We start from the raw sequence: 24,412 nt of genomic DNA on the forward strand, positions 1-24,412 counted from the left end.
GGAAGATGAGCGAGCTGACCCGGCCGCCCCGGCTCGCCCCCGGCGCCCGGGTGGCCGTCGTCGCGCCCAGCGGCCCCGTGCCCGAGGAGCGACTGCAGGCGGGCCTGGACGTGCTGCGGGGCTGGGACCTCGACCCGGTCGTGGCACCGCACGTGCTGGACCGGCACCACGCCTTCGACTACCTCGCGGGCACGGACACCGACCGGGCCGCCGACCTCCAGGCCGCGTGGTGCGACCCGTCCGTGGACGCGGTGCTGTGCGCCCGCGGCGGGTACGGCGTCCAGCGCGTGACCGACCTGCTCGACTGGGAGGCGATGCGCGCGGCCGGGCCGAAGGTGCTCGTCGGGTTCAGCGACATCACCGCGCTGCACGAGGCGTTCGCCGCCCGGCTGGGTCTGGTCACGCTGCACGGGCCGATGGCCGCGGGCGTCGACTTCCTCAAGAACGCGCGGGCGCAGGAACACCTGAGGGCCACCCTGTTCGCCCCGGAGACGGTCCGTGTGATCGCCTCCGGCGGCACGCCCATGGCCCCCGGCCGGGCGCGCGGCGTCACCCTCGGCGGCTGCCTCGCCCTGCTCGCCGCCGAACTGGGCACTCCGCACGCCCGTCCCACCGCCCGCGGGGGGCTGCTGTGCCTGGAGGACGTGGGGGAGGAGACGTACCGGCTGGACCGCTACCTCACCCAGCTGCTGCGCGCCGGCCGGCTCGACGGGGTCAGCGGTGTGCTGTTCGGTTCGTGGCACGCGTGCGAGCCCTACGAGCGGCTGCGGCCCATGCTGGCCGACCGGCTCGGCGGCCTCGGTGTGCCGATCGTCGAGGACTTCGGCTTCGGGCACTGCGAGGGTGCGCTGACCGTACCGTTCGGCGTCATGGCGGAGCTCGACGCGGACGCGGGCACCCTGACGCTGGACCGGCCGGCGCTGCGCTGACCACGCCCCGCGCGCGACGGCACGGCGTCGTAGGCTGGCGGAATGCCGCACACCCCGTCCCGCCTCCTCGCCGAGGGCCCCCGCGTGGTCATACGGCACTTCACCTACGAGGACGGCGCCGAGTTCACGGCCCGGGCCCGTCAGAGCAAGGACCTGCACCACCCGTGGCTCTTCCCGCCGGACAACGCCCGGGCGTACGACGCCTACGCGGCTCGGCTGATCGAGGACCCGACCAAGGCCGGGTTCCTGGTGTGCGAGAAGGAACCGGGCGGGAAGGAACCGGGCGGGAAGGAAACGGGCGGGAAGGAAACGGGCGGGACGGAAGGCTGCGGGGCGGGCGGCGGCTCCATCGCCGGATTCGTCAACATCAACAACATCGTCCAGGGCGGCTTCCGCAGCGGCGCGCTCGGCTACGGCGCCTTCGCGCACGCGGCAGGCCGCGGGCTGATGCGCGAGGGACTGGACCTCGTCGTGCGGTACGCGTTCGGACCGATGCGCCTGCACCGGCTGGAGATCAACGTACAGCCGGGCAACGCCGCGTCGATCGCGCTGGCCCGCGCCTGCGGCTTCCACCTGGAGGGCTTCTCACCGAGGATGCTCTACATCGACGGGGCCTGGCGCGACCACCAGCGCTGGGCGATCACCGCCGAGACCGTGACTTCCGGTTGATCTTCATCGTGTCCAGGTCCGTCACCGTCGACCGCAGCTCGCGGAACCCGTAACCCAGCCCGCGCAACGTCGTCTCCGCCCGGTCCTCGGCGATCGCACCCGCCATCTCCTCGCCGTCCGCCGCGTCCGACACCACGACGTACCGCATCGAGAAGTGCTTGAGCGGCGCGGGCTCGTACGACAGCGAGCCCTGCTCGGTGAACCGCATGCTCGCCATCCCGTGGTCGCCGGCCTCGGCGAGCAGCCGGGCACGGGCCTGATCGGTCAGGCCCTCCCAGGTGCCCCGGACGATCACCCGGTAGGTGTGCTGCTCACTCACCTGCTGCTCACTCACGTGCCGCTCCCCCACCTGCTGCTCACTCACGTGCCGCTCCTCCGTATCCGTGTCGACCGCCCGACCCTACGCCCGCCGCCCGCACGGGGCCCAGGGAATTCGCACGCGCGCGACGTCGCGCGAACGTGACCGGCGGCCCTCTGTTCAGCGCACCGGCGAACGGCTTCCATGGGGAACCGTGACGACGATCCGACGTGAGGTACTGCGCCTGCCCGCCGCGCCGCTGGGGCCGGACAACCCCCTGCCGCCGCTGCGCCCCCTGGACGAGGCCCACCGCATCGACGAACGGGACCGGGCCGGCCTGCCGCGCGACATGGCCCGCCAGGTCGACTACGAGCCCTTGCGCAGCCTGCTGCCCGTCCGGGTCAGGGACGGCTACGACCGGGTGCGCGACGTACGGGAGACCGACGCACTCGTCATCGAGAACGACCGGTTGCGGGCCACCGTCCTGCCCGGCCTCGGCGGCCGTATCACCTCCCTCCACCACAAGCCGACCGACCGCGAACTCCTCTACGTCAACCCCGTGCTCCAGCCCGCGAACTTCGCCCTCAACGGCGCATGGTTCTCCGGCGGCATCGAGTGGAACATCGGCGCCACCGGTCACACCACCCTGTCCTGCTCACCCGTGCACGCCGCCCGCGTGCCCGCCCCCGACGGCGGGGAGATGCTGCGCCTGTGGGAGTGGGAGCGGCTGCGCGACCTGCCCTTCCAGGTGGACCTGTGGCTGCCGGACGGCTCGGACTTCCTCCACGTCGGCGTCCGGATCCGCAACCCGCACGAGCGCCCGGTGCCGACGTACTGGTGGTCCAACACCGCCGTGCCGGAGGAGCGGCGCGTCCTCGCCCCGGCCGACGAGGCCTGGCTCTTCGGCTACGAGAGGCGACTGCGCCGGGTGCCCGTCCCGTCGCACGACGGGACCGACCGGACGTACCCGCTGAACAGCACGTACGCCGCCGACTACTTCTACGGGGTGCCGGACGGCCGGCGCCGCTGGATCGCCGCACTCGACGCGGACGGGCACGGGCTCGTGCAGACCTCGACCGACGTGCTGCGCGGCCGCAAGCTCTTCGTGTGGGGCACGGGGCCCGGCGGGCGGCGCTGGCAGCAGTGGCTCACCGAGCCCGGCACCGGCGGTTACTGCGAGATCCAGGCCGGGCTCGCCCGTACGCAGCTGGAACACGTCAAGCTGGAAGCGGAGAGCGAGGTGTCCTGGCTGGAGGCGTACGGGCCGCTCGACGCGGCACCCGAGGGCGAGTGGCACACCGTACTGCGCGGGGCCGAGGAGCGACTGGAGACGGTCCTGCCGCGCGCAGGCGTCGACGCGGCGTACGCGGCGTGGCGGCAGTACGCCGACGCCGAGCCCGGCGAGAGCCTCGCCACCGGTTCCGGCTGGGGCGCGCTCGAAGTGCTGCGCGCGGGCTGGAAACTGCCCGGCACGCCCTTCGGGGAGCACACCCTCGGCGACGAGCAGCGGCCCTGGCTGCACCTGCTGCGCGCCGGGTCCCTGCCCGAACCGGGCGGCCACGAACCACCCGGGGTCACCCTGGTCGCCCGGCCCTGGCGGGACATGCTGGAGACCACCGCCGCCACTCCGGCCGCCGAGTACCACCTCGGTGTCGCCCAGTGGCACGGCGACGACCGGGCCCAGGCGGTGCGCAGTTGGGAACGGGGCCTGAAGACCGCCGCAGCCGGCTGGCCGCTGCTGCGCTGCCTCGCCGTCGCCGACCAGGAGGACGGCCACCACGAGCGGGCCGCCGACCGGTACGCCGAGGCCTTCGACGGCCTGTGCGGCCAACTGCGGGACGGGCGGGAGGGGGAGGACGTCCGTGCCGGCGACGAGGAGTGGACGGCCGTCACGGCCGCCCTCGGCCGCGAGGCGATCGAGGCGCTGCTCGCCGTCGGGCGGACGGCGGACGCCCGCGCCGTGTGGGAGCGGCTGCGCCCCGCGACACGGGCCCGCGGCCGGTTCCGGCTGACCGAGGCGGAACTGCTGGCGGCCGAGGGGCGGCGCGCGGAGGCGCGGGCCGTCTTCGACGAGGGCTTCGACGTCGCCGACCTGCGGGAGGGCGCGGAGAGCATCGGCCGGCTGTGGGCCAGGATCGGCGACGAACCGCTCCCGGCCCGGTACGACTTCCGGATGCGGCCGGACGGGGGGTGAGCCCGCCCGGCCCGCCCCTACGCCTGCCGGTCCACGTACTCGTAGATCGTCCCGTCCGGGTGCCGGGCGATCAGGTTGCGGCCGGCGGGCGTCGGGACCGGGCCCGCGATGACGTCCGCGCCCAGCGAGGTCAGGACACGGTGGGTCTCCTCGACGTCGGTCACGGCGATCGTCGCGGTGATCTTGCGCAACACCTCGAGCTGTGACTCGGGCCCGCTCATCAGCAGGAAGCAGCCGACCGCGGCGGCTTCGACACCGCCGCGTTCGAAGCGGTGGGCGCGACCGCCCGCCAGACCTTCGTAGAAGGGGATCGCCTTGTCCAGGTCGTCGACGTAGATGCGCAGTGTGGCTCCCAGAATGTCCATACGGAGGAGCCTAGTTGGGAGGGGCCGGGCCTCACCCGCGGGTCGGCCCATGGACGTTCCGCTCGCGGGTACCCGCGACGTATGGACCGCATGGATCACTTGGAACACCTGGACAAGCATCTGGTCGACGAACTGGCGCAGGTGGCACGCGAGACCGTGCGCGACGAGCTGCGTGAGCAGACGAGGAAGCAGCGTCGCAAGGCCACGCTGTACGCCGCGTCCGGTGCCGCCGCCCTGTACGCGGGTGCCGCCCTCGCGCTCACCGTGGGCCTGGCCCTCGCCACCGGCCTGCCGGACTGGGCCGCCGCGCTGATCACGGCCGTCCTCCTGGGCGTCGCGGCGTACCTGCTGCGCGGTGCGGCCCGGCCGGGGGCCACCCGCGGCACGGGGCGGGGCCGCACCCTCGGCGGTGACGCGCCGGGTGTGCCGCCGAGCGGACTCGGCATGCCGTACCCGCCGATGCCGCCCGTCGCGCCCGGCGGTGTCGGCGGCGCGACCGGCGCCCCGGGGGCGGGCACGCCCGCACCGGGCGGCACCGGCCCGGCGGCGCCGCGCCGGGACGACATCGACCCCGAGGCCCCGCACGGCCGCGGCTGACCGGTCGCCGCCCCCCTCAGCACGGCGCCCCCCGACAGCGGTGCGGGGGGCGCCGCCCTGCGCCGGTCAGGTGCCCTGCTGGAGCTGCGGCAGCACAGTCGTGCGGTAGAAGTCGAAGAAGCCGCGCAGGTCGGGGCCGATCTGGTTGACGTACACCCGGTCGAAGCCCGCTTCGGCGAACTTCCGCAGCTCCGCCACGTGTTCGTCCGCGTCGTCGCCGCACACCCGGTTGTCCCGGACCATGTCCTCGGTGACCAGGGTCTGCGCCTGCTCGAAGTGGGCCGGTGAGGGCAGCACCTGGCCCAGCTCGCCCGGCAGCTGCTCGTTGGCCCACAGCCGGTGCACCGTCCGCACCGCCTCGTCCCGGTCGGTGTCGTAGCAGACCTTGGTGCCCCCGCTGACCGGTTTGCCGCCGCCCCCGCCCTTGCGGTACTGCTCCACCATCGAGGTGTCCGGCATCATCGTGATGTAGCCGTCGCCCACGCGGGACGCCAGCTTCGTCGCCGCCGGGCCGAAGCCGGAGATGTCGATCGGGACGGGCTCGTCCGGGACGGTGTACAGGCGGGCGTTCTCCACCGTGTAGTGCGTGCCGTGGTGGTTGACCTCCTCGCCGGTGAACAGCCGGCGCATGATCTGGATGGCCTCCTCCAGCATCTCCAGGCGTACGTGCGCGGCCGGCCAGGCATCACCGAGGATGTGCTCGTTGAGCGCCTCTCCGGTGCCGACGCCCAGCCGGAAGCGGCCGTCCGTCATTACCGCGCTGGTCGCCGCGGCCTGCGCCACGACCGCCGGGTGGATGCGTGTGGTCGGGCAGGTCACGGCCGTCTCGACGGGCAGGGACACCGCGTCGGACAGCGCGCCGATCACCGACCACACGAACGGGCTCTGCCCCTGCTCGCCGTTCCAGGGGTGGTAGTGGTCCGAGATCCACAGTGCCTGGAATCCGGCCTGCTCGGCCATCCGCGCCTGTTCGATCAGCTCAGCGGGACCGTACTGCTCGCACGAGAGGAAATAGCCGTACTCGGGCATGGGGGCGCCTCCGGGGCAGGGAGAGGGTGGGTCCCGGCCCGGGTACCCGGGCGTCCGGCCGGAAACCGGCGGCACGGGGTACCGTGCGGGGCGCCGTGAAGGGCCCGGCGGACGTTTGGGTGCCCCGGCCAGGGGGACGCGGAAGGCTCACGAGGTACGCGACAGCCCGGAGGCGAACCGTGAGCCGACCCCGCATCGTGATCGTCGGTGCCGGCTTCGCCGGGTACCGGACGGCCCGCACCCTGTCCCGGCTCACCCGGCACCAGGCCGACATCACCCTGCTCAACCCGACCGACTACTTCCTCTACCTGCCGCTGCTGCCCCAGGTCGCCGCCGGAATCCTGGAACCGCGCCGGGTCAGCGTGTCCCTGTCGGGCACGCTGCCGCGCGTCCGGCTGGTGCTCGGCGAGGCCGACGGCATCGACCTCGACGGACACACCGTGCACTACACCGGCCCGGAGGGCGGCCGGGGCACCCTGCCCTACGACCGGCTGGTGCTCGCCGCGGGCAGCGTCAACAAGCTGCTGCCCATCCCCGGCGTCGCCGAGCACGCCCACGGCTTCCGCGGGCTGCCGGAGGCGCTCTACCTGCGCGACCACGTGACCCGGCAGGTCGAGCTGGCCGCCGCGGCCGACGACCGTGCGGAGTGCGCCGCACGGTGCACCTTCGTCGTGGTCGGGGCGGGATACACCGGTACGGAGGTCGCCGCGCACGGCCAGATGTACACCGACGCGCAGGTCCGCAGGCACCCGATGCGCACCGGTATGCGGCCCCGCTGGATGCTGCTGGACGTGGCGCCCCGGGTGCTGCCCGAGATGGACGAACGGCTCTCCCGCACCGCCGACCGGGTGCTGCGGCAGCGGGGCGTCGACGTGCGGATGGGGACCTCCGTGAAGGAGGCCACGCACGACGGGGTCCTGCTGACCGACGGCACGAGCGTTGACACGCGCACGCTGGTGTGGTGCGTGGGCGTGCGGCCCGATCCCCTGGTGGAGTCCCTCGGGCTGCCCATGGAACGCGGCCGGCTGCTCGTCGACCCGCACCTCCAGGTGCCGGGGCGGCCCGAACTGTTCGCGTGCGGTGACGTCGCCGCGGTGCCCGACCTGGACCAGCCGGGCCAGTACACGCCGATGACGGCACAGCACGCGTGGCGGCACGGCAAGGTCTGCGCGCAGAACGTCGCCGCGTCGCTCGGTGTCGGCGGGGAGCGGAGGGCGTACCGCCACCGTGACATGGGGTTCGTCGTGGACCTGGGCGGCGCGAAGGCCGCCGCCAACCCGCTGGGGGTGCCGATGTCCGGTCCGGCGGCGGGCGCGGTCACGCGGGGCTACCACCTCGCGGCGATGCCGGGCAACCGGGTGCGGGTGGCCGCGGACTGGCTGCTCGACGCGGTACTGCCCCGTCAGGCGGTCCAGTTGGGCCTCGTACGGTCCTGGTCCGTCCCCCTGGAGTCGGCGTCGCCGGAGGTGGCGCGGGTGCCGGGGAAGGCGGGGACGCGGAAGAAGGAGGGGGCGGCGGACGGGGACGGGCATGGACCGGGGCGCGGAGACGGCCCCGGGTCTGCGGAGGTCCACGGCAGCTCCGGCGACGAACCCGCCAAGAATCAGCCGGGTGGTGAGCCGGCGAAGGGCGGGCCGGGCGGTGAACCGGCCAGGAGTCAGCCGGGCGGTGAACCGGCCAGGAGTCAGCCGGGTGGTGAACCGGCCAGGAGTCAGCCGGGTGGTGAGCCGGCGAAGGGCGGGCCGGGCGGTGAACCGGCCAGGAGTCAGCCGGGTGGTGAACCGGCCAGGAGTCGGCCGGGTGGTGAGCCGGCGAAGGGCGGGCCGAGTGGTGCGTCCGCGAAGGGACGAGGGGACGGCGGCCGGGCGAAGGGCCGGACCGCTGAACCCGGCAGTTCCAGGGCCTCCGGCACGTCGCGCCCCGCCGGGACGCCCGCCAAGCCTCCGTCCACCGCGGCGCCCGCCGGGCCACCGTCCGCCAAGGCGCCCGCCGGACCGCGGCGCGCGGGCGCGGCGCCGGGCGGCCCCCGGCCCACCGGCGCGGCGCCCACCCCCGCTCCCACCCGTTCCGCCGGTGCGTCCGACGACCCCGGACCCGAACCTCCGGCGAACCAGCCGCCCCCCGGACCCGACATCGCCCCCGGCCCCGTCAAGCGTTCCGACGGCCGTGCCGTGGAAGGAGACTCATGAACACCGGTGAACTCGTCGACCTCGGACAGCAGCTGCGCGTCGACAGCGTACGGACGTCCGCCGCCGCGGGCTCCGGGCACCCGACGTCCTCGATGTCCGCCGCGGACCTGATGGCCGTACTCCTGGCCAACCACCTCCGCTACGACTTCGAGCGCCCCGCACACCCCGGCAACGACCGCTTCGTCCTCTCCAAGGGACACGCCTCCCCCCTCCTCTACTCCGCCTACAAGGCGGCCGGCGCCATCGACGACGAGGAACTGCTCACCTTCCGCAAGCAGGGCAGCCGCCTGGAGGGGCACCCCACTCCGCAGCGGCTGCCGTGGGTCGAGACGGCCACCGGTTCGCTCGGCCAGGGCCTGCCCGTCGGCGTCGGCATCGCGCTGTCCGGCAAGCGGCTGGACCACGCCGACTACCGCGTGTGGGTGCTGTGCGGCGACAGCGAGATGGCCGAGGGGTCGGTGTGGGAGGCGGCCGAGCACGCCGGGTACGAGAACCTCGACAACCTGACCGTGATCATCGACGTCAACCGGCTCGGCCAGCGCGGTCAGACCCGGCACGGCCACGACCTCGACGCGTACGCGCGCCGTTTCCGGGCCTTCGACTGGCACACGATCGAGATCGACGGCCACGACGTGGACGCCATCGACCGCGCCTACGGCGAGGCCCTGTCCACCAAGGGACAGCCCACCGCGATCATCGCCCGCACCCTCAAGGGCAAGGGGGTGAAGGCGGTGGAGGACCGCGAGGGCCAGCACGGCAAGCCGCTTCCGGAAGCCGAGGAGGCCATCGCCGAACTCGGCGGCCCGCGCGACCTCCGGGTCCGGGTACAGGAGCCGCCGTCCGCACGGGCACTGCACTCGGCCGGCACCGGACAGACCGAGCTGCCCCGCTACGACGAGGGCGACGAGGTCGCCACCCGCAACGCCTTCGGAGAGGCACTCGCCGCACTCGGCACCGCCCGCGGCGACGTCGTCGCCCTCGACGGCGAGGTCGGCGACTCCACGCGCGCCGAGTTCTTCGCCAAGGAACACCCGGAGCGCTACTTCGAGTGCTACATCGCCGAGCAGCAGATGGTCGCCGCCGCGGTGGGGATGGCGGCGCGCGGCTGGGTGCCGTTCGCCACCACGTTCGCCGCCTTCCTGACCCGCGCCCACGACTTCGTGCGCATGGCCTCGGTCAGCGGCTCCGGCATCAACCTCGTCGGCTCCCACGCGGGCGTCGCCATCGGCCAGGACGGGCCCAGCCAGATGGGCCTGGAGGACCTCGCGATGATGCGGGCCGTCCACGGCTCGACCGTGCTGTATCCGTGCGACGCCAACCAGACCGCCCGTCTCGTCGCCGAGATGGCCGGCCTGGAGGGCATCCGCTACCTGCGTACCTCGCGCGGTGAGAGCAAGGTGATCTACAGCCCCGACGAGGAGTTCCCCGTCGGCGGCAGCAAGGTGCTGCGCTCCTCCGACCGCGACCGGCTGACCGTCGTCGCGGCCGGTGCCACCCTGCACGAGGCACTCGCCGCGGCCGACGCCCTCGGCCGGGACGGCATCCCGGTCCGGGTGATCGACCTGTACTCGGTCAAGCCCGTCGACCGGGCCACCCTGCGCGAGGCCGCCGAGGACACCGAATGCCTGCTGACCGTGGAGGACCACCGGCAGGAGGGCGGTATCGGCGACGCCGTCCTCGACGCGTTCTGCGACGGCCGGCCCGTGCCCCGTCTGGTCCGGCTCGCCGTCGGGACGATGCCGGGCTCCGCGACCCCGGCCGAGGAGCTGCACGCCGCGGGGATCGACGCCGAGTCCATCGAGGCGGCCGTACGGATGCTGGTGGAGCAGGCGATCATCCCGTGAGCGGTGACGCCGTACGGACCGTCCGGGCCGGCCGGCGCACCGTGGAGGTCCATCGGCCGGACAAGGTGCTGTTCCCCAAGGGGGCCGGCGGCGCGGAGGAGGAGTACACCAAAGGCGATCTCGTCGACTACTACCGTGCCGTCGCCCCTTTCATGCTGCCCCACCTGCGGGGCCGCCCGCTGATGCTGGAACGGCATCCGGACGGCGTCGACGGACCGCGGTTCATGCAGAAGAACACTCCGGCGCACTACCCGGAGTGGATCAGCCGTGTCGAGGTGGCCAAGGAGGGCGGCACCGTCTGCCACACCGTCTGCGACGACACCGCGACCCTCCTCTACCTCGCCGACCAGGCAGCCCTCACCCTGCACCGCTGGCTGTCCCGGGCCGGGAAGTCCGACTGGCCGGACCGGATGGTCTTCGACCTCGACCCGGCCGGCGACGACTTCGAGGCGGTACGGGAGGCGGCCCGGTTGCTGGGCGAGCTGCTCGACGAGCTGGGACTGCCCTCGGCGCTCATGACCACCGGGTCCCGGGGGCTTCACGTGGTCGTTCCACTGAATGCCCGTCAGGATCACGCCGTCGTGCACGAGTTCGCCCTGCACGCCGCCGAGGTCCTGGAGGCGTCCCGTCCCGACCGGCTCACCACCGCTCCCCGCAAGAAGGACCGCGGCGGCCGGCTCTACCTCGACATCCAGCGCAACGCCTATGCGCAGACCGCGGTGGCCCCCTTCACCGTCCGCGCCCGGCCCGGCGCACCCGTGGCCGTCCCCCTCTCCTGGGACCAGTTGGACGACCCCGCCCTGCACGCCCGCCGCTGGACGATCGCGGACGCCGTCGACCAGGCGCGCACCCGGCCCTGGGCCGGGATCATGAGCCACGCCCGGACCCTGGGCCCCGCCCGGCGCCGTCTGAACGCTCTGCGCGGCCGAGCCGACTGAGCCGACTGAGCCGGCCGCGGTGGCTGAGTCGGCTGCGGCAGGTGCGGGGCGCGGGGTGGCCGGCACATGCGTGCGCCCGTGGAGGTTTGGCGAACACGCTTGCGGCCACACGAAGGGGGAGGTGGCCATGTCGAACACGAACAACACGTCCGAATCGCAAGGCTCACAACAGAGTTCACGGAAATCACAGCAAACACAGAAGACCCAGGACTCACAGGAGTCGCGTCGGCCACGGCCGATGGAGGTTCTGCGCGAGGCGCGCGCCCAGCTCGCGGAGCTCACCGGCATGACCGCGGAGTCCGTGTCGTCCTTCGAGCAGACGGAGGAGGGCTGGTCACTGGAGGTCGAGGTCCTCGAACTCGAGCGGGTGCCCGACACGATGAGCCTGATGGCGGGCTACCAGGTGGAGCTCGATGCCGAGGGGCAGCTCACGGGCTACCGGCGCGTCAGGCGCTACGAGCGCGGCCGGGCCGACGCACGAGGTGCCGGCGGCCGCTAGGCCGGCCGACCCGGCCGACTTGACGCAACGCACCACATCCACAGGCGTCACCCCCACAGGCATCACCCCCCCCACAGGCATCCCCCTACAACACCGCACCCCACAAACACCGCACCCCACAAACACCGCACCCCACACCACACCCGCAGACGCAATGGAGGAACAGCAGGCATGACTGTCGTACCGGCACAACAGACCGGCGGTGGAGGCGGCAGCAGCGGCCTTTACGACGTGCTTGAGCTTGTTCTGGACAGGGGGCTCGTCATCGACGCGTTCGTGCGCGTCTCCCTGGTCGGCATCGAGATTCTGAAGATCGACGTCCGTGTCGTCGTCGCCAGCGTGGACACCTATCTGCGCTTCGCCGAGGCATGCAACCGGCTCGACCTGGAGGCCGGGCCGCGCAAGGACCCGGGCCTGCCCGACCTGGTCGGTGAGATGACCGAGTCCGGCGCCCGCGGCAAGTCCAAGGGGGCGCTGTCCGGCGCCGCCGAGACCATCTCCGACGCGTTCAAGCAGGCCCGTGACGAGGGCGGCTCCGAGCGCGAGACCGCATCGCGTCCGCGCGCCCGCAAGGCCGCGCCCTCGCGCCGGAAGGAGGAGCAGGAGTGAGTACGTACGTCTACGGCATCACCGCCGGTTCGCATGCCGGACTCCCCGAGGGTCTCCGTGGCGTCGGCGACCCGCCGAGCGAGGTGCGGCTCCTGAAGGAGGGCGGGCTGGCGGCCGTCGTCAGTGACGCGCCCGAGGGACTGCGTCCCAAGCGCAGGGAACTGCTCGCCCACCAGAACGTGCTGAGCGAGATCGGCGCGGCCGGGTGCGTGCTGCCCATGCGCTTCGGGAGCATCGCCCCGGACGACAAGGCGGTCACCGGGGTGCTCGCCGAGCGGGCCGAGCACTACAGGGAGCGCCTGGAGGCGCTGGACGGCAGGGTCGAGTACAACATCAAGGCCAATCACGTCGAAGAGGCCGTCCTGCACCACGTCATGGCCGGGAACCCGGAGATCCGCGCCCTCGCGGAGTCCAACCGGCGTTCGGGTGGTGGCAGTTACGAGAGCAAGATCCAGCTCGGCGAGATGGTCGCGGCCGCGGTCAAGGGCAAGGAGGCCGAGGACGCCACCACGCTGGAGCGCGCCCTGGAGCCGGCCGCCGACGCTGTGAGCGTGGGCCCCGAGTCCACCGGATGGCTGGCCAACGTGTCGTTCCTGGTGAACCGGGAGTCGGCCGAGGAGTTCCTGGCCGCCGTCGAGCAGGCCCGCAGCCGGATGCCGCACCTGGAGGTGCGCGTGAACGGCCCGCTGCCGCCGTACAGCTTCGTCGAGCCCGGCCCCGCGGAGCCCGCGGGCACGGCGGCCGGCGGGACGGACGCCGGAACGGGATGAGGACATGGGACTGATCTCGGAGGTCCTGCTGCTGCCGTTCGCCCCGGTGCGCGGCAGCGCATGGGCCATCAGGCAGGTGATGAACGAGGCGGAGCGGATCTACTACGACCCCGCCACGGTCCGGGCCGAGCTGGCCCGTCTGGAGGAGCAGTTGGAGGCCGGCGAGATCACCGAGGAGGAGTTCGACCGACAGGAGGACGGGCTTCTGGACCGGCTGGAGATCGCTACGCGCACGAGCGCGGGATTGGGCAACGGGACGGCACCATGAATCGAGCGGGACTGGGCCTCGCGGTAGGGGCCGGCTATCTGCTGGGACGTACGAAGAAGCTGAAACTCGCGGTCGCCGTGGGCACCATGGTGGCCGGCAAGAAGCTGAACCTGACCCCGAAGGGCATCGCGGAACTGGTCTCCACGCGGTTGCAGGACAACCCCCAGTTCAAGGAGATCGGGGACCAGCTGCGCACGGACCTGCGGGGCGTGGGCAAGGCGGCGTCGGGCGCCATGGTCGAGCGGCAGATCGACGCGCTCGCCGACCGCCTGCACGGACGTACCGCCCAGGTGCGCGACCGGCTCTCCGGTGGGACGTCCCAGGTGCCGGCCGCCGGATCCGACGACTCCCGCGACCCCGAGGACTCGGAGGACGCCGGGGAGTACGCGGAGTACGGCGACGAGCGCCACGGGCGCACCGAGCGGGCGGAGCGGCGGCCCGGGCGGGAGCGGGAGGAGGCCGCGGGAGAGCGTGACGAGCCGCGGCCGGAGCGACGCGAGTCGCGCGAGCGGACCGCGAAGAAGGCACCGCCCGAGGCGCGCAAGGCGGCCAGGAAGGCACCCGCGCCCGCGAAGAAGGCCGTGGCGAAACGGGCGCAGCCGGCCAGGAAGGCAGTCGGCGAGAAGGCAGCCGGCAAGAAGGCAGCCGGCAAGAAGGCGACGGCCGGGGCCGGGAGCGCGGCCCGCGGTGCCGGGGCCCGGCAGTCGAAGGGCGGTGGTGAGCGATGACCGACACCCTCGGTTCCGCGGCCTCCACGGCGGGCGGGGCCGCGAAGATGAACCCGATCGCCGACGTGGCGCAGAGCGAGGCGGCCGAGCGCCTCAAGGCGGAGGTCCAGGACTACCTCGCCGCCCAGGTCACACGGCTGCTGACCGGTGTCGGCACCAAGCTGGGCGAGACCACCGGCAAGCTGAACGACATCGCCGAGGGCAAGAGCCCCGGTTTCGCCAAGCTGGCCCTCGACGGCGGACGCAAGCTCGCCGAGGGCAAGAGCCCGGTGCGGGCCGCGTTCGAGGTCGGCGCCGGCAAGGTGAAGGACAACGTGGTCGGTGCCGTCAAGAACCTCGGCGGCGGCAAGGGCAGGAAGAAGGGCGGCGGCGGCCAGAAGCCGACCGTCATCATCGAGTACGTCGACGTCGGCGTACCGCTGCGCACGGCCTACGACCAGTGGACCCAGTACCAGGACTTCAGCACCTTCGCCAAGGGCGTCAAAAGCGCGAACCGCGCCGACGACACGTCGTCCGACTGGCAGCTGAAGGTTTTCTGGTCCAACCGCAGCTGGAAGGCGAAGACCACCGAGCAGGTGCCGGACGACCGGATCTCCTGGACGTCGGAGGGCGCCAAGGGCACGACCAAGGGCGTCGTCAGCTTCCACCGGCTGGCCGACAACCTCACCCGCGTGATCCTGGTCATCGAGTACTACCCCAAGGGGCTGTTCGAGAAGACCGGCAACATCTGGCGCGCCCAGGGCCGCCGGGCCCGCCTCGACCTGAAGAACTACGTCCGCCACATCACCCTCAAGGGCGAGGCGGACGACGGCTGGCGCGGCGAGATCCGCGACGGAGAGGTCGTCCGCAGCCACGAGGACGCCCTCGCGCGGGAGCAGGAGGGCGAGGAGCCGCCCGAGGCGGAGGAGGGGGCCGGCTACGAGGAGGAACCCGGGGGCGAGTACGACGCAGAGGCGGAGCCCGAGCCCGAGCCCGAGGGCGAGGACGAGTACGGAGGCGAGTACGAGGAAGAGGCGGAGCCCGGGCCCGAGGACGAGTACGAGGACGACAAGGAAGCCGGCGAGGACGAGTACGAGGACGAGGACGAGTACGCGTCCCGTGACGCGTACGACGATCACGAGGACGACGACCAAGAGGAAGCCGATCGCGGGAGCCGTCGATGACCACACCCAGCCGGCTGCCCGATCCCTATGGCCAGGGACAGAGCGCCAACCTCGCCGACATCCTGGAGCGGGTGCTCGACAAGGGAGTCGTGATCGCGGGCGACATCCGGATCAACCTGCTCGACATAGAGCTGCTCACCATCAAGCTGCGGCTCGTCGTCGCCTCCGTCGACAAGGCCAAGGAAATGGGCATCGACTGGTGGGAGAGCGACCCCGCTCTCTCCTCCCGCGCTCGGCGCGACGAACTGACCCGGGAGAACGCCGAGTTGCGTGAACGTCTGCGCGAGCTCGACCCGGGCCGCGTACCGAGGGAGGCACCGTGACCGGACTGCGGTACGTCTACGCCGTCTGCCGCCCCTTCGGCGCGGCCCTGCAGGCCCAGCTGACAGGGGTGGCGGGCGACCCGCCCCGGCTGCTGGCCCACCGCGACCTGGTCGCCGTGGTCAGCCATGTGCCGGAGGCCGACTTCTGCGAGGAGGCGCTGCGCGCCCACCTGGAGGACCTGGACTGGCTGGCCGGGACCGCCCGCGCCCACCAGCAGGTCATCGACGCGCTCACCGCCGTCACCACCCCGCTGCCGCTCCGGCTGGCCACCGTCTTCCGGGACGACAGCGGCGTACGCGTGATGATGGAGGAGCGGGAGGACGCCTTCCGGCGCACGCTCGACCGGCTGGACGGACGCGTGGAATGGGGCGTCAAGGTGTACGTCGAGGCGGAGCCCGAACAGACCGCCACCGCGGCGGAGCCCGCCTCCAGGCCCGCCTCGGGCCGGGACTACCTGCGGCAGCGGCGCATGCGGACACGGGCGGACGACGCCCTGTGGGCCAGGGCCGAGGAGTTCGCGACGCGCCTGCACGAAACGCTGACGGCCCGGGCCGACGACGCGCGGCTGCACGCGCCGCAGAACCCCGGGCTCTCCGGCGCCGCCGGACGGAACGTACTCAACGCGGCCTATTTGGTGCGGCGCGACGTCTCCGAGGAATTCGTGGAAATGGTGGACCGGACAAAGGACGAGGCCCCCGGAATTCGTGTGGAACTCACCGGGCCGTGGGCGGCGTATTCATTCGCCGGGGAAGCGACCTCCGGCGAGGCAGGGACGGGAGGGGAATCATGACCGTCGTCGAACGCCGTGAGATCGCCCTCGTCGACCTGCTCGACCGGCTCCTCGCCGGCGGAGTCGTCATCACCGGCGACGTCACGCTGCGCATCGCGGACGTCGATCTGGTCCGCATCGACCTGAACGCGCTGATCAGCTCGGTCAACCGCGACGTTCCGTCGCCGTTCGGGGATTGACGTGAGTGAACACACCGAGCCCCGCAAGCGCCTCGACCTCGAGCCGGACACGGTCGAGCGCGACCTGATCAAGCTGGTGCTGACGGTCGTCGAGCTGCTGCGCCAGCTCATGGAACGCCAGGCGCTGCGCCGTGTGGACGAGGGCGACCTGAGCGAGGAGCAGGAGGAGCGGATCGGGCTCACCCTGATGCTTCTCGACGACCGCATGACCGAGCTCCGCGACCGATACGGTCTGCGGCCCGAGGACCTGAACCTGGACCTCGGGCCGCTGGGACCGCTGCTGCCCCGGGAGTGAGCCTCCCGGGGCAGCAGCCTCATCGCTGTGGTTCACCCTCCGTGGTTCACCGTCTGCGGCTCACCACCTGTACCAGCGGCCCCTGCCGCCGCCGGCCGTCGTCCCGCGGGCCAGGAAACCCAGCAGCCACAGGACCAGGACTGCCAAGGCAATCCACCAGAGAATCTTCACGGCGAATCCCGCGCCGAAAAGAACAATCGCGAGAAGCAGTACGAGCAGAAGCGGAACCATAATGTCGAACCTCCTGTCGTACTGGTTTCCCGTAATCCACCGATCAGACGTGGGTCAGGCTTCCTTTCGGCACAGAATCTCCCCGTGCAGGACGCTGAACCAGCCCTCCGGCCGCTCACCCCACTCCCGCCAGGCCGCCGAGACGGCCCGCAGTTGCTCGGCGGTCGCATGGCCGCCCTCGGTGGCCGCCCCGGCGTACGCCGACGCCACGGTGCGCTCCGCCCACAGGCCGCTCCACCACTCGCGCTCCTGCGGTGTGGCGAAGGTCCAGGTGGCGGAGGTCGCTGTGATGTCCGTGAACCCCGCCTCGAGCGCCCAGGCCTTCAGCCGGCGTCCGGCGTCCGGCTCGCCGCCGTTGGCGCGGGCCACCCGGCGGTACAGGTCCAGCCAGTCGTCCATGCCCGGGGACGCGGGGTACCAGGTCATGGCGCCGTAGTCCGAGTCACGGACGGCGATGATCCCGTCGGGCCTCGCGACCCGCCTCATCTCGCGCAGGGCCCGCACCGGGTCACCCACGTGCTGGAGCACCTGGTGGGCGTGGACGACGCAGAACGTGTCGTCCGGGTAGTCCAGCGCGTGCACGTCCGCCACCGCGAGGCGGTGTTGGCGAGCCCGCGTCCGGCCGCCGTGGCCCGGGCCCGCTCGACGATCTCCGGCGCCAGGTCCACGCCGGTGACGTGTCCCTCCGGGACCAGTTCCGCCAGGTCCGCGGTGATGGTGCCCGGACCGCAGCCGATGTCCAGGATCCGCATGCGGGGCCCGAGCGAGCCGAGCAGGTAGGCGGCCGAGTTGGCGGCGGTGCGCCAGGTGTGCGAGCGGAGCACGGACTCGTGGTGCCCGTGCGTGTAAACGGCGGTCTCCCGCGGTTCCGGCATGGTGGGTCCCCTCTACCGACGATGCGGTCACCGTACGCGCACCGGCCGAATGATGAGACTCATGGGCCAGCATACGGACTGACGTGTCCTCAGGAGAGCAGTCCGGCACCGGGCAGCGGACGGTAGACCGTGAGCGCCTCCGGCAGCTTCTCCAGCGCCAGATCGCCCTCCGTCTCGGTCAGTTCGCCGTCGTACGCCATCAGCGTCCCCGGCGCGACCCCGTTCAGGCGCAGCCGGTGCACCTGCACCGCCGCGTGCGCGGGGGAGCGGGTCAGCGGGCCCGCGAGCGCCGCGGACAGCAGCCGCAGGGCCGGCCGGCGACCGCCGTGCACCACCCGCACGTCCAGCTGCCCGTCCGCCAGGTCGAGGCGGCGGCCGGAGGCGAGGCCCCGACGGTGGTACGTGCCGTTGCCGGCGAACAGCATCCACAGCGGGCGCCGGCGGCCCCGTACCTCCGCCTCCAACGGGTGCCGGTCGGCGCGCAGCACCCGTACGGCCGCGAGCACCCCGGCCGGCCAGCCGCCGATCCGGGGCGACCAGTGCTCCCGCTCGTTGACCAGCTCCGGGTACACCCCGAGGCTGAAGGTGTTCAGGAAGATGCCGTGCCGCCCGCCGGAGGCGAACCGGCCGACGTCCACGCGTACCCCCTCCCCTCGCTCCAGCGCCTGGCACAGATCCCGTACGTCCTCCACCCCGAGGTCGTAGGCGAAATGGTTGAGCGTGCCGCCGGGCAGCACGGCCAGCGGCAGCCCGTGGCGCAGGGCGACCTCGGCGGCGGCGTTCACGGTGCCGTCGCCGCCGCACACGCCGAGCACCCGGGCGTGGTCCGCCGCCTTCTCCAACTCCGCGCGGATGTCGCCCGGTTCGCACTCCACCACCTCCGCGTCGGGCAGCGCGTCGCACAGCGCCCGCACCCGGTCCGAGGTGCCCGAACCGATGTTGGCCACCATCACGAGACCGTCACCGCCGGGCAGCGCCGGCACGTCGGCACGCGGCCGGGCCGGCGGGGTGAGCTGGGCGCGCGTCGGGACCATGCCCCGTACGGCGAACGCGGCCCCCGCCCCGAGGGCCGCACCCGCCAGCACGTCACTCGGGAAGTGGACGCCGGTGTAGACGCGGGAGAGGACGACCGCGGCGGCCACCGGGGCGACCGCCGCGCCCCACGCCGGGGACTCCAGCGCGACACCGGTCGCGAACGCGGCGGCCGACGCGGCGTGGCCGGACGGGAAGGACGTCGTGATCGGCTGCCGCTTCAGTTGCCGCACCAGGGGCACCGGGTCCAGCACGGGACGGGGGCGGCGGACCGAGCGCTTGCCGAGCGTGTTGATCGCCAGCGAGGCCAGGCTCAGCGAGGCGAGGCCCCGGGCGGCGGCGCGACGGGCCCTCGGGGTGCGGGTCGCGGCCAGCGCGGCGCCCGCCGCGAACCACAGCACACCGTGGTTGGCGCTGCGGCTCAGGCGGGGCAGCAGGGGGTCGGCGCCGGGCCAGGTACGGGCGGCGACGGCCTCGAACAGGCGCTGGTCCAGCCGCAGCAGGCGGTTGCGGACCGGATGCGGACCGGGCGTCGGGGCGGTGAGGTCTACGTCGGGGCTCATGGCTCCCGCCTACCCTGCGGACGGCGTTTCCTGCGGGTGGCGCGCCCCACGTACCGCCGCCCCGGGCCGCGGCGGCGGAAATGGGTTTGCCCGGGACGTGCCCGGAGCCGGAGAATCCGGCCCCATGGGACATCTCGAAGCAGCGCACCTGGAGTACTACCTCCCCGACGGGAGGGCGCTGCTCGGCGACGTCTCCTTCCGGGTGGGGGAGGGGGCCGTCGTGGCCCTCGTCGGACCCAACGGGGCGGGCAAGACCACCCTGCTGCGCCTGCTGTCCGGGGAGCTCAAACCGCACGGCGGGACCGTCGCCGTCGGCGGCGGCCTCGGAGTGATGCGCCAGTTCGTGGGCTCCGTCCGGGACGAGACGACCGTCCGCGACCTGCTGGTGTCCGTGGCGTCGCCCCGCATCCGCGAGGCCGCGCGCGCCGTCGACGCCGCCGAGCACGGGATCCTGACCGTCGACGACGAGGCCGCCCAGATGCGCTACGCGCAGGCGCTCGCCGACTGGGCCGAGGCGCAGGGGTACGAGGCCGAGACCCTGTGGGACATCTGCACCACGGCCGCGCTCGGGGTGCCGTACGACAAGGCCCAGTGGCGGCAGGTGAGCACGCTGTCCGGCGGTGAGCAGAAGCGGCTGGTGCTGGAGGCGCTGCTGCGCGGCACCGACGAGGTGCTGCTGCTCGACGAGCCGGACAACTACCTCGACGTGCCCGGCAAGCGCTGGCTGGAGGAGCGGCTGAAGGAGACCCGCAAGACGGTGCTCTTCGTCTCCCACGACCGTGAACTGCTGGCCCGCGCCGCCGAGAAGATCGTCTCCCTGGAACCCGGCCCCGCGGGCGCCGACGCCTGGGTGCACGGCGGCGGCTTCGCCACCTTCCACGACGCCCGGCGCGAGCGCTTCGCCCGCTTCGAGGAACTGCGCCGCCGCTGGGACGAGAAGCACGCGCAGCTGAAGAAACTGGTACTGACACTGCGTCAGGCCGCCGCGATCAGTCACGACATGGCCTCCCGTTACGCCGCCGCCCAGACCCGGCTGCGCAAGTTCGAGGAGGCCGGACCGCCGCCCGAGCCGCCGCGCGAGCAGGACATCCGGATGCGCCTGAAGGGCGGCCGTACCGGCGTCCGCGCCGTCACCTGCGAACAGCTGGAACTCACCGGCCTGATGAAACCCTTCGACCTGGAGGTCTTCTACGGCGAACGCGTCGCCGTCCTCGGCTCCAACGGCTCCGGCAAGTCGCACTTCCTGCGGCTGCTCGCCGGCGGCGACGTGGCCCACACCGGGAACTGGAAGCTCGGCGCGCGCGTGGTCCCCGGGCACTTCGCACAGACCCACGCCCACCCCGAACTGCTGGGCCAAAAGCTCCTGGACATCCTGTGGACCGAGCACGCCCAGGACCGGGGCGCCGCCATGTCGAGGCTGCGCCGCTACGAGCTGACCCAGCAGGCCGAGCAGACCTTCGACCGGCTCTCCGGCGGCCAGCAGGCCCGCTTCCAGATCCTCCTGCTGGAACTCCAGGGCGTCACCGCCCTGCTGCTCGACGAGCCGACCGACAACCTCGACCTGGAATCGGCCGAAGCCCTCCAGGAAGGCCTGGAGGGCTTCGAGGGCACGGTCCTCGCGGTCACCCACGACCGCTGGTTCGCCCGATCCTTCGACCGGTACCTCGTCTTCGGCAGCGACGGGCGCGTCCGCGAGACGCCGGAGCCGGTCTGGGACGAACGGCGGGTGGAGCGGGCCCGCTGACGCGGGCGGTCACGGAGATCACTTCCAGCGCAGCAGCGCCCCCAGGCCGCCCACCGGTGCCTTGTCCGCGGCCTCGGACGGCAGGGCCGCCGTCACGGAGATCGCCGGGGCGCCGGTCATCACCGCCGAGCGCAGCAGGGCGTCGTCCGCGCGGGCCGACCAGGAGTTCTGCTCGCCGAGCGTCTTCAGCTCCGTACGGCGCACCGCCAGCTGGTCGGCGTCCTCGCCGATCCACACCTCGCGGTGGGTGTCGGGGCCGTCCGGGATGATCAGCAGCTCGTCGATGCGGTGCTCCCGGGCGGCCTCGACCAGCGCGGGCACCCCCTCCGCGGCGCCGGCCCGGCCCTCGCCGTCCGGCGTGCGGGCGGCCAGGAACCGGCCCAGCTCGTCCTGGGCGCGCGAGCGTACGTGGTCGTCGCGCAGCCGCTCCACCTCGTCGTCCAGCAGCCTGCTGCCGGCACCGCGCGAGGCCTCGGCGACCCGGTGCTGCAGGCGCGCCGGCAGCCGCTCGTGCACGGACCGCCGCTCCCGGTCGTCCCCCACCAGGATCAGCAGGTCGGCGCCCGTCTCCTCCTGGCACACGGCGAGCGCGTCCGCGATCTCCGCCGCGTTGTGCTCCCAGGTGTTCTCCACCCGCAGCTGGAAGTGGCGCTCCGACCAGTCGACGCTGCTGGTGCGGTGCACCGGCCACTGCCGCCCGGTCACGCCGCCCGCGTCCGAGCTGCCCAGCGCGCTGCGCAGTTCGAAGTCGGCGCCCTTGCGGTCGATGTACGCCACCACGCACACCGGGTCCTCACCGGCCAGCTCCAGCAGCGGTGCGACGTGCGGCAGCGGCGCCCAGTCGGCGGTGGTCCCGCCGTACGGGGGGCGGGCCAGCGGCGGATCGAGGACCACCCGCCCGGCACACGCGAACAGGGCCCGCCCGTGCGGGTCGGTGGCGTGGCGCAGCCCCTCCACCGCCTCCTTCACGGCCCGGCAGGTCGCGTCGTCCGCGCCCTGCTCCGCGAGCTCCCGGGCCACCGCTGCGGCCGTCAGCTCACGTTCGTGGGCGGTGTCCTCCGTGTTCCGGGAGAGGTCGACGTATACGGAGGCCCAGGGCCCCTGATGTTCGTAGAGGGGGTGCAGAAACGCGAGATCCATGGCTCCCTCCCGGGTGCCGCTCGGGGGTGGTAGTGCTTCCGGGGCGGGTACCCGGACCGCATGAACGAACACGACACGCGGGACGACACCATGACCGGAGTGGACCCGGGCCGCCTGGACGACCAACAGCTCATGAAGGAGCTGGAGACCATCCACCGCACCCGTCACGACACCCTGCTGTACGGGTCGAACGACGCGCTGCGGTCCCACAACGACCGCATGGCCCAGCTGGAGGGCGAGTGGCTGCGCCGCAACCCCCGGCGCCCGGTCGCCGCGGGCCGCACCCGCGAGGGCGCCCGGGAACGGGGCTGCGGGGAGGCCACCACCCCCGGCGGCTGAGTACCGGCCGCACCGCCGCCCGGGGCCGTACCGCCCGCCCGGCAGGCCTCGGGCGGGCGCGAGACTCGGCCCTCAGCAGCCCTCAGCAGCCCTCAACCCCTGGGGCTGGGGCTCGGTGGCCCTACGGGCCCAGTAAGCAGCGCGAGACCCGGCCCGCCGGCGCGATCGGGGCGCACCGGTGGGCCGGGTCCGGCGTGAGGCTCTCGCTCCGGCCTCCGGACGTCCGTCCGCCTCCTCAGCCGTCCGCCTTGCCGAACTCGGCGAGGAAGGTCTCGCAGAACGCCTCCAGGTCGTCCGGCTTGCGGCTGGTGACCAGGACGTTGTCGCCGTGGTCGCAGACCTTCACCTGCTCGTCGACCCAGGTGGCGCCCGCGTTGCGGAGATCGGTCCGCAAGCTGGGCCACGAGGTCATGACCCGGCCGCGTACGACGTCCGCCTCGATGAGCGTCCACGGGGCGTGGCAGATGGCGGCCACCGGCCGGCCCTGCTCGAAGAACTCCTTGACGAACGCCACGGCCTTCTCGTCCATTCGCAGGAAGTCCGGGTTGGCCACGCCGCCGGGCAGGACCAGCCCGCCGAACGAGTCGGCCGACGTGTCGCCCACCACCTCGTCCACCGGGAACGTGTCCGCCTTGTCGAGGTGGTCGAAGCCCTGGATCTCGCCTGACTGCGTGGAGACGAGCACGGGTTCGTGGCCCGCCTCCTTCGCCGCTCGCCACGGCTCGGTCAGTTCGACCTGCTCCACGCCCTCGGGCGCGGTCAGAAATGCGATGCGCATGTGGTCGGATTCCTTTCCTGGCGCGCCGGCCGGCGTCGCCGCCCCGCGCGCGTGTGTGGATCGTCCGGTCGTGTGTGCCGTGGCCGCCCGTCCTGCTCGCTGTCCGGGTCGTCGGGGCCGGGCGTCGGGTTCGTCCCCGGCGTCGGGTCCGGCGTCCGGTTCCGCGCGGCTGATGTCCGCGGGAGCCGAGGCGGGATCCCGGGCTTCGGCCAGGTCGACCGCCCTTTCCGGCGCCTATGTGTTCCGCGCCCCGGCCGGTCCGGACCCGCCGTGCTCGGTCAGGGCCACCGCCAGTTCCTGGACGTTGTCGTAGCGCGCCTTGTGCGGCAGCCGTTCCAGACCCTCGACGAGGGCGTCGGGCGCGTTGCCGCGGCGCAGCGCGCGGGTCAGTTCCCGCGGGTTCGCGGGGAAGGTATGCCGGGTCAGGTTCCGGGCCAGTTCGAGCCGGAGCGCCTCCAGATACGTCGGCCCGCGGCCCGGCGTCACCGGTCCGTAGGTGACCTCCGGGTCGTCCTCCGCGGCCGGTTCCGGGTCGTTCCACTCCTCGCTGCGGGTGGGGTGCCCGGACCTGAGCAGACCCTGCAGTTCGTGCTTCATCTCGTCGTCACGGTGGACGCTCATCCGGTCACTGCCTCGCTGCATGTCTCCCTCCACATCCTTCGGGGGTGCCGACCGCGTACCCGGGCACCGCGGGCCGACACGGAAACATCCGGACGGGCCCGATCCGATTCACCCCGGCACGCTGCGTGTGCCCGCGTGCACCGCGGGTTTGCCCGGCGGGCACGGGGAACCCGGCCCGCGCCACCACCCCCCACGCCCACCCCTTGTCGGGAAGGACGGATCATGGCGGTGCTGCTCGCTGTGTTCATCCCGGTCCTCATGCTCGGCGTGGTGCTGGCCCTGGGCCGCTACGAGGAGCTGGTGCTGCCGGGCACCGCGCCGCCGTCCGACGACGGGCCCGACGCGGCCGAGGCCGAACCGGCAGATCAGTAATCGAGAAGCGAGGCCCGTGGCGCTCCGTCTAGCGTGTCCC

The 24,412-nt window shown here is 73.0% G+C and carries 28 protein-coding genes and 1 pseudogene; 20 read left to right on the top strand and 9 right to left on the bottom strand.

The window, feature by feature from the left end; genetic code table 11:
• Nucleotides 1-5: 5 nt before the first annotated feature.
• Both ACP4IX_RS08150 and ACP4IX_RS08155 read left to right on the top strand, forming a co-directional pair.
• Nucleotides 6-929: a S66 peptidase family protein gene (locus ACP4IX_RS08150; protein WP_426555125.1), complete on the top strand. Its 924-nt coding sequence runs from the start codon at nucleotides 6-8 to the stop codon at nucleotides 927-929.
• A 42-nt stretch (nucleotides 930-971) separates the two neighbouring features.
• Nucleotides 972-1,598 (top strand): GNAT family N-acetyltransferase, encoded by a 627-nt coding sequence (locus ACP4IX_RS08155; protein ID WP_426555126.1) that lies wholly within the window; start codon nucleotides 972-974, stop codon nucleotides 1,596-1,598.
• On the opposite strand, the gene ACP4IX_RS08160 is transcribed toward ACP4IX_RS08155, so the two are convergent.
• Nucleotides 1,570-1,917, bottom strand: coding sequence for a DUF6204 family protein (locus tag ACP4IX_RS08160; RefSeq protein ID WP_426555188.1), 348 nt, complete (start codon nucleotides 1,915-1,917; stop codon nucleotides 1,570-1,572). The two genes, ACP4IX_RS08155 and ACP4IX_RS08160, sit on opposite strands and share 29 nt — an antisense overlap.
• Before the next feature lie 193 nt (nucleotides 1,918-2,110).
• Here ACP4IX_RS08160 and ACP4IX_RS08165 point away from each other — a divergent pair, with 193 nt between their 5' ends.
• On the top strand, nucleotides 2,111-4,090 hold the full coding sequence (locus tag ACP4IX_RS08165) for a DUF5107 domain-containing protein (RefSeq protein WP_426555127.1): 1,980 nt from the start codon (nucleotides 2,111-2,113) through the stop codon (nucleotides 4,088-4,090).
• A 17-nt stretch (nucleotides 4,091-4,107) separates the two neighbouring features.
• Here ACP4IX_RS08165 and ACP4IX_RS08170 read toward each other — a convergent pair whose 3' ends face one another.
• Nucleotides 4,108-4,455: a VOC family protein gene (locus tag ACP4IX_RS08170; protein WP_426517732.1), complete on the bottom strand. Its 348-nt coding sequence runs from the start codon at nucleotides 4,453-4,455 to the stop codon at nucleotides 4,108-4,110.
• Nucleotides 4,456-4,536: 81 nt separating this feature from the next.
• On the opposite strand from ACP4IX_RS08170, the gene ACP4IX_RS08175 reads away from it, so the two are divergent.
• The gene (locus ACP4IX_RS08175; protein WP_426517730.1) at nucleotides 4,537-5,052 is read left to right on the top strand and encodes a phage holin family protein; all 516 of its coding nucleotides are present in this window, start codon (nucleotides 4,537-4,539) and stop codon (nucleotides 5,050-5,052) included.
• Nucleotides 5,053-5,118: 66 nt separating this feature from the next.
• On the opposite strand, the gene ACP4IX_RS08180 is transcribed toward ACP4IX_RS08175, so the two are convergent.
• The gene (locus ACP4IX_RS08180) at nucleotides 5,119-6,081 is read right to left on the bottom strand and encodes an LLM class F420-dependent oxidoreductase (RefSeq protein WP_426517728.1); all 963 of its coding nucleotides are present in this window, start codon (nucleotides 6,079-6,081) and stop codon (nucleotides 5,119-5,121) included.
• 179 nt (nucleotides 6,082-6,260) lie between these two features.
• Here ACP4IX_RS08180 and ACP4IX_RS08185 point away from each other — a divergent pair, with 179 nt between their 5' ends.
• The 13 genes from ACP4IX_RS08185 (at nucleotide 6,261) to ACP4IX_RS08245 (ending at nucleotide 16,677) form a co-directional block, all read left to right on the top strand.
• Nucleotides 6,261-8,270: an FAD-dependent oxidoreductase gene (locus tag ACP4IX_RS08185; RefSeq protein ID WP_426555128.1), complete on the top strand. Its 2,010-nt coding sequence runs from the start codon at nucleotides 6,261-6,263 to the stop codon at nucleotides 8,268-8,270.
• Nucleotides 8,267-10,114 carry a transketolase gene (locus tag ACP4IX_RS08190; RefSeq protein ID WP_426517724.1) on the top strand — a complete coding sequence of 616 codons (1,848 nt, stop codon included), beginning with the start codon at nucleotides 8,267-8,269 and terminating at the stop codon, nucleotides 10,112-10,114. Before ACP4IX_RS08185 ends, ACP4IX_RS08190 begins: the two co-directional genes overlap by 4 nt.
• Nucleotides 10,111-11,052, top strand: coding sequence for a non-homologous end-joining DNA ligase (gene ligD, locus ACP4IX_RS08195; protein ID WP_426555129.1), 942 nt, complete (start codon nucleotides 10,111-10,113; stop codon nucleotides 11,050-11,052). The genes ACP4IX_RS08190 and ligD overlap by 4 nt, the downstream gene beginning before the upstream one ends.
• A gap of 127 nt (nucleotides 11,053-11,179) precedes the next feature.
• Nucleotides 11,180-11,551, top strand: coding sequence for a gas vesicle protein (locus tag ACP4IX_RS08200; RefSeq protein WP_426517720.1), 372 nt, complete (start codon nucleotides 11,180-11,182; stop codon nucleotides 11,549-11,551).
• A gap of 171 nt (nucleotides 11,552-11,722) precedes the next feature.
• Nucleotides 11,723-12,160 (top strand): gas vesicle structural protein GvpA, encoded by a 438-nt coding sequence (locus ACP4IX_RS08205; RefSeq protein ID WP_073730585.1) that lies wholly within the window; start codon nucleotides 11,723-11,725, stop codon nucleotides 12,158-12,160.
• On the top strand, nucleotides 12,157-12,930 hold the full coding sequence (locus ACP4IX_RS08210; protein ID WP_426517718.1) for a GvpL/GvpF family gas vesicle protein: 774 nt from the start codon (nucleotides 12,157-12,159) through the stop codon (nucleotides 12,928-12,930). The genes ACP4IX_RS08205 and ACP4IX_RS08210 overlap by 4 nt, the downstream gene beginning before the upstream one ends.
• A gap of 4 nt (nucleotides 12,931-12,934) precedes the next feature.
• The gene (locus tag ACP4IX_RS08215) at nucleotides 12,935-13,198 is read left to right on the top strand and encodes a gas vesicle protein GvpG (RefSeq protein WP_426517716.1); all 264 of its coding nucleotides are present in this window, start codon (nucleotides 12,935-12,937) and stop codon (nucleotides 13,196-13,198) included.
• A complete protein-coding gene (locus tag ACP4IX_RS08220) occupies nucleotides 13,195-13,926 on the top strand; it encodes a DNA primase (protein WP_426517714.1) in 732 nt (243 codons plus the stop codon). Before ACP4IX_RS08215 ends, ACP4IX_RS08220 begins: the two co-directional genes overlap by 4 nt.
• On the top strand, nucleotides 13,923-15,089 hold the full coding sequence (locus ACP4IX_RS08225; RefSeq protein WP_426517712.1) for an SRPBCC family protein: 1,167 nt from the start codon (nucleotides 13,923-13,925) through the stop codon (nucleotides 15,087-15,089). The genes ACP4IX_RS08220 and ACP4IX_RS08225 overlap by 4 nt, the downstream gene beginning before the upstream one ends.
• On the top strand, nucleotides 15,086-15,412 hold the full coding sequence (locus ACP4IX_RS08230; RefSeq protein ID WP_055419336.1) for a gas vesicle protein: 327 nt from the start codon (nucleotides 15,086-15,088) through the stop codon (nucleotides 15,410-15,412). The genes ACP4IX_RS08225 and ACP4IX_RS08230 overlap by 4 nt, the downstream gene beginning before the upstream one ends.
• Nucleotides 15,409-16,203 (top strand): GvpL/GvpF family gas vesicle protein, encoded by a 795-nt coding sequence (locus ACP4IX_RS08235; protein ID WP_426517709.1) that lies wholly within the window; start codon nucleotides 15,409-15,411, stop codon nucleotides 16,201-16,203. The genes ACP4IX_RS08230 and ACP4IX_RS08235 overlap by 4 nt, the downstream gene beginning before the upstream one ends.
• Nucleotides 16,200-16,382 carry a gas vesicle protein gene (locus ACP4IX_RS08240; protein ID WP_055419334.1) on the top strand — a complete coding sequence of 61 codons (183 nt, stop codon included), beginning with the start codon at nucleotides 16,200-16,202 and terminating at the stop codon, nucleotides 16,380-16,382. The genes ACP4IX_RS08235 and ACP4IX_RS08240 overlap by 4 nt, the downstream gene beginning before the upstream one ends.
• Nucleotide 16,383: 1 nt before the next feature.
• Nucleotides 16,384-16,677: a gas vesicle protein K gene (locus tag ACP4IX_RS08245; protein ID WP_426517707.1), complete on the top strand. Its 294-nt coding sequence runs from the start codon at nucleotides 16,384-16,386 to the stop codon at nucleotides 16,675-16,677.
• 60 nt (nucleotides 16,678-16,737) lie between these two features.
• Here the strand turns inward: ACP4IX_RS08245 and ACP4IX_RS08250 are convergent, their stop codons facing one another.
• From ACP4IX_RS08250 to ACP4IX_RS08260, 3 genes and pseudogenes are all read right to left on the bottom strand, one after another.
• Complete coding sequence (locus ACP4IX_RS08250) at nucleotides 16,738-16,908, bottom strand: hydrophobic protein (RefSeq protein ID WP_426517705.1); 171 nt, start codon at nucleotides 16,906-16,908, stop codon at nucleotides 16,738-16,740.
• A gap of 54 nt (nucleotides 16,909-16,962) precedes the next feature.
• A pseudogene (locus ACP4IX_RS08255) lies at nucleotides 16,963-17,783 on the bottom strand (class I SAM-dependent methyltransferase).
• Nucleotides 17,784-17,872: 89 nt separating this feature from the next.
• A complete protein-coding gene (locus ACP4IX_RS08260) occupies nucleotides 17,873-19,378 on the bottom strand; it encodes a bifunctional phosphatase PAP2/diacylglycerol kinase family protein (protein WP_426517701.1) in 1,506 nt (501 codons plus the stop codon).
• 124 nt (nucleotides 19,379-19,502) lie between these two features.
• Between ACP4IX_RS08260 and ACP4IX_RS08265 the strand changes: the two genes are divergently transcribed.
• The gene (locus tag ACP4IX_RS08265; protein WP_426517699.1) at nucleotides 19,503-21,122 is read left to right on the top strand and encodes an ABC-F family ATP-binding cassette domain-containing protein; all 1,620 of its coding nucleotides are present in this window, start codon (nucleotides 19,503-19,505) and stop codon (nucleotides 21,120-21,122) included.
• Nucleotides 21,123-21,140: 18 nt separating this feature from the next.
• On the opposite strand, the gene ACP4IX_RS08270 is transcribed toward ACP4IX_RS08265, so the two are convergent.
• Nucleotides 21,141-22,262 carry a Vms1/Ankzf1 family peptidyl-tRNA hydrolase gene (locus ACP4IX_RS08270; RefSeq protein WP_426517697.1) on the bottom strand — a complete coding sequence of 374 codons (1,122 nt, stop codon included), beginning with the start codon at nucleotides 22,260-22,262 and terminating at the stop codon, nucleotides 21,141-21,143.
• A gap of 60 nt (nucleotides 22,263-22,322) precedes the next feature.
• Here ACP4IX_RS08270 and ACP4IX_RS08275 point away from each other — a divergent pair, with 60 nt between their 5' ends.
• Nucleotides 22,323-22,601 carry a DUF6158 family protein gene (locus ACP4IX_RS08275; RefSeq protein ID WP_426517695.1) on the top strand — a complete coding sequence of 93 codons (279 nt, stop codon included), beginning with the start codon at nucleotides 22,323-22,325 and terminating at the stop codon, nucleotides 22,599-22,601.
• Nucleotides 22,602-22,836: 235 nt separating this feature from the next.
• On the opposite strand, the gene ACP4IX_RS08280 is transcribed toward ACP4IX_RS08275, so the two are convergent.
• Nucleotides 22,837-23,379: a type 1 glutamine amidotransferase domain-containing protein gene (locus ACP4IX_RS08280; RefSeq protein ID WP_426517693.1), complete on the bottom strand. Its 543-nt coding sequence runs from the start codon at nucleotides 23,377-23,379 to the stop codon at nucleotides 22,837-22,839.
• Nucleotides 23,380-23,613: 234 nt separating this feature from the next.
• On the bottom strand, nucleotides 23,614-24,021 hold the full coding sequence (locus tag ACP4IX_RS08285) for a DUF2795 domain-containing protein (protein WP_426517691.1): 408 nt from the start codon (nucleotides 24,019-24,021) through the stop codon (nucleotides 23,614-23,616).
• Between the two features lie 201 nt (nucleotides 24,022-24,222).
• On the opposite strand from ACP4IX_RS08285, the gene ACP4IX_RS08290 reads away from it, so the two are divergent.
• Nucleotides 24,223-24,372: a hypothetical protein gene (locus ACP4IX_RS08290; RefSeq protein ID WP_426517689.1), complete on the top strand. Its 150-nt coding sequence runs from the start codon at nucleotides 24,223-24,225 to the stop codon at nucleotides 24,370-24,372.
• Nucleotides 24,373-24,412 lie beyond the last annotated feature (40 nt).

Origin of the sequence: Streptomyces sp. WG5, from assembly GCF_049974565.1 — a bacterium.
In the GTDB taxonomy this organism is placed as follows: domain Bacteria; phylum Actinomycetota; class Actinomycetes; order Streptomycetales; family Streptomycetaceae; genus Streptomyces.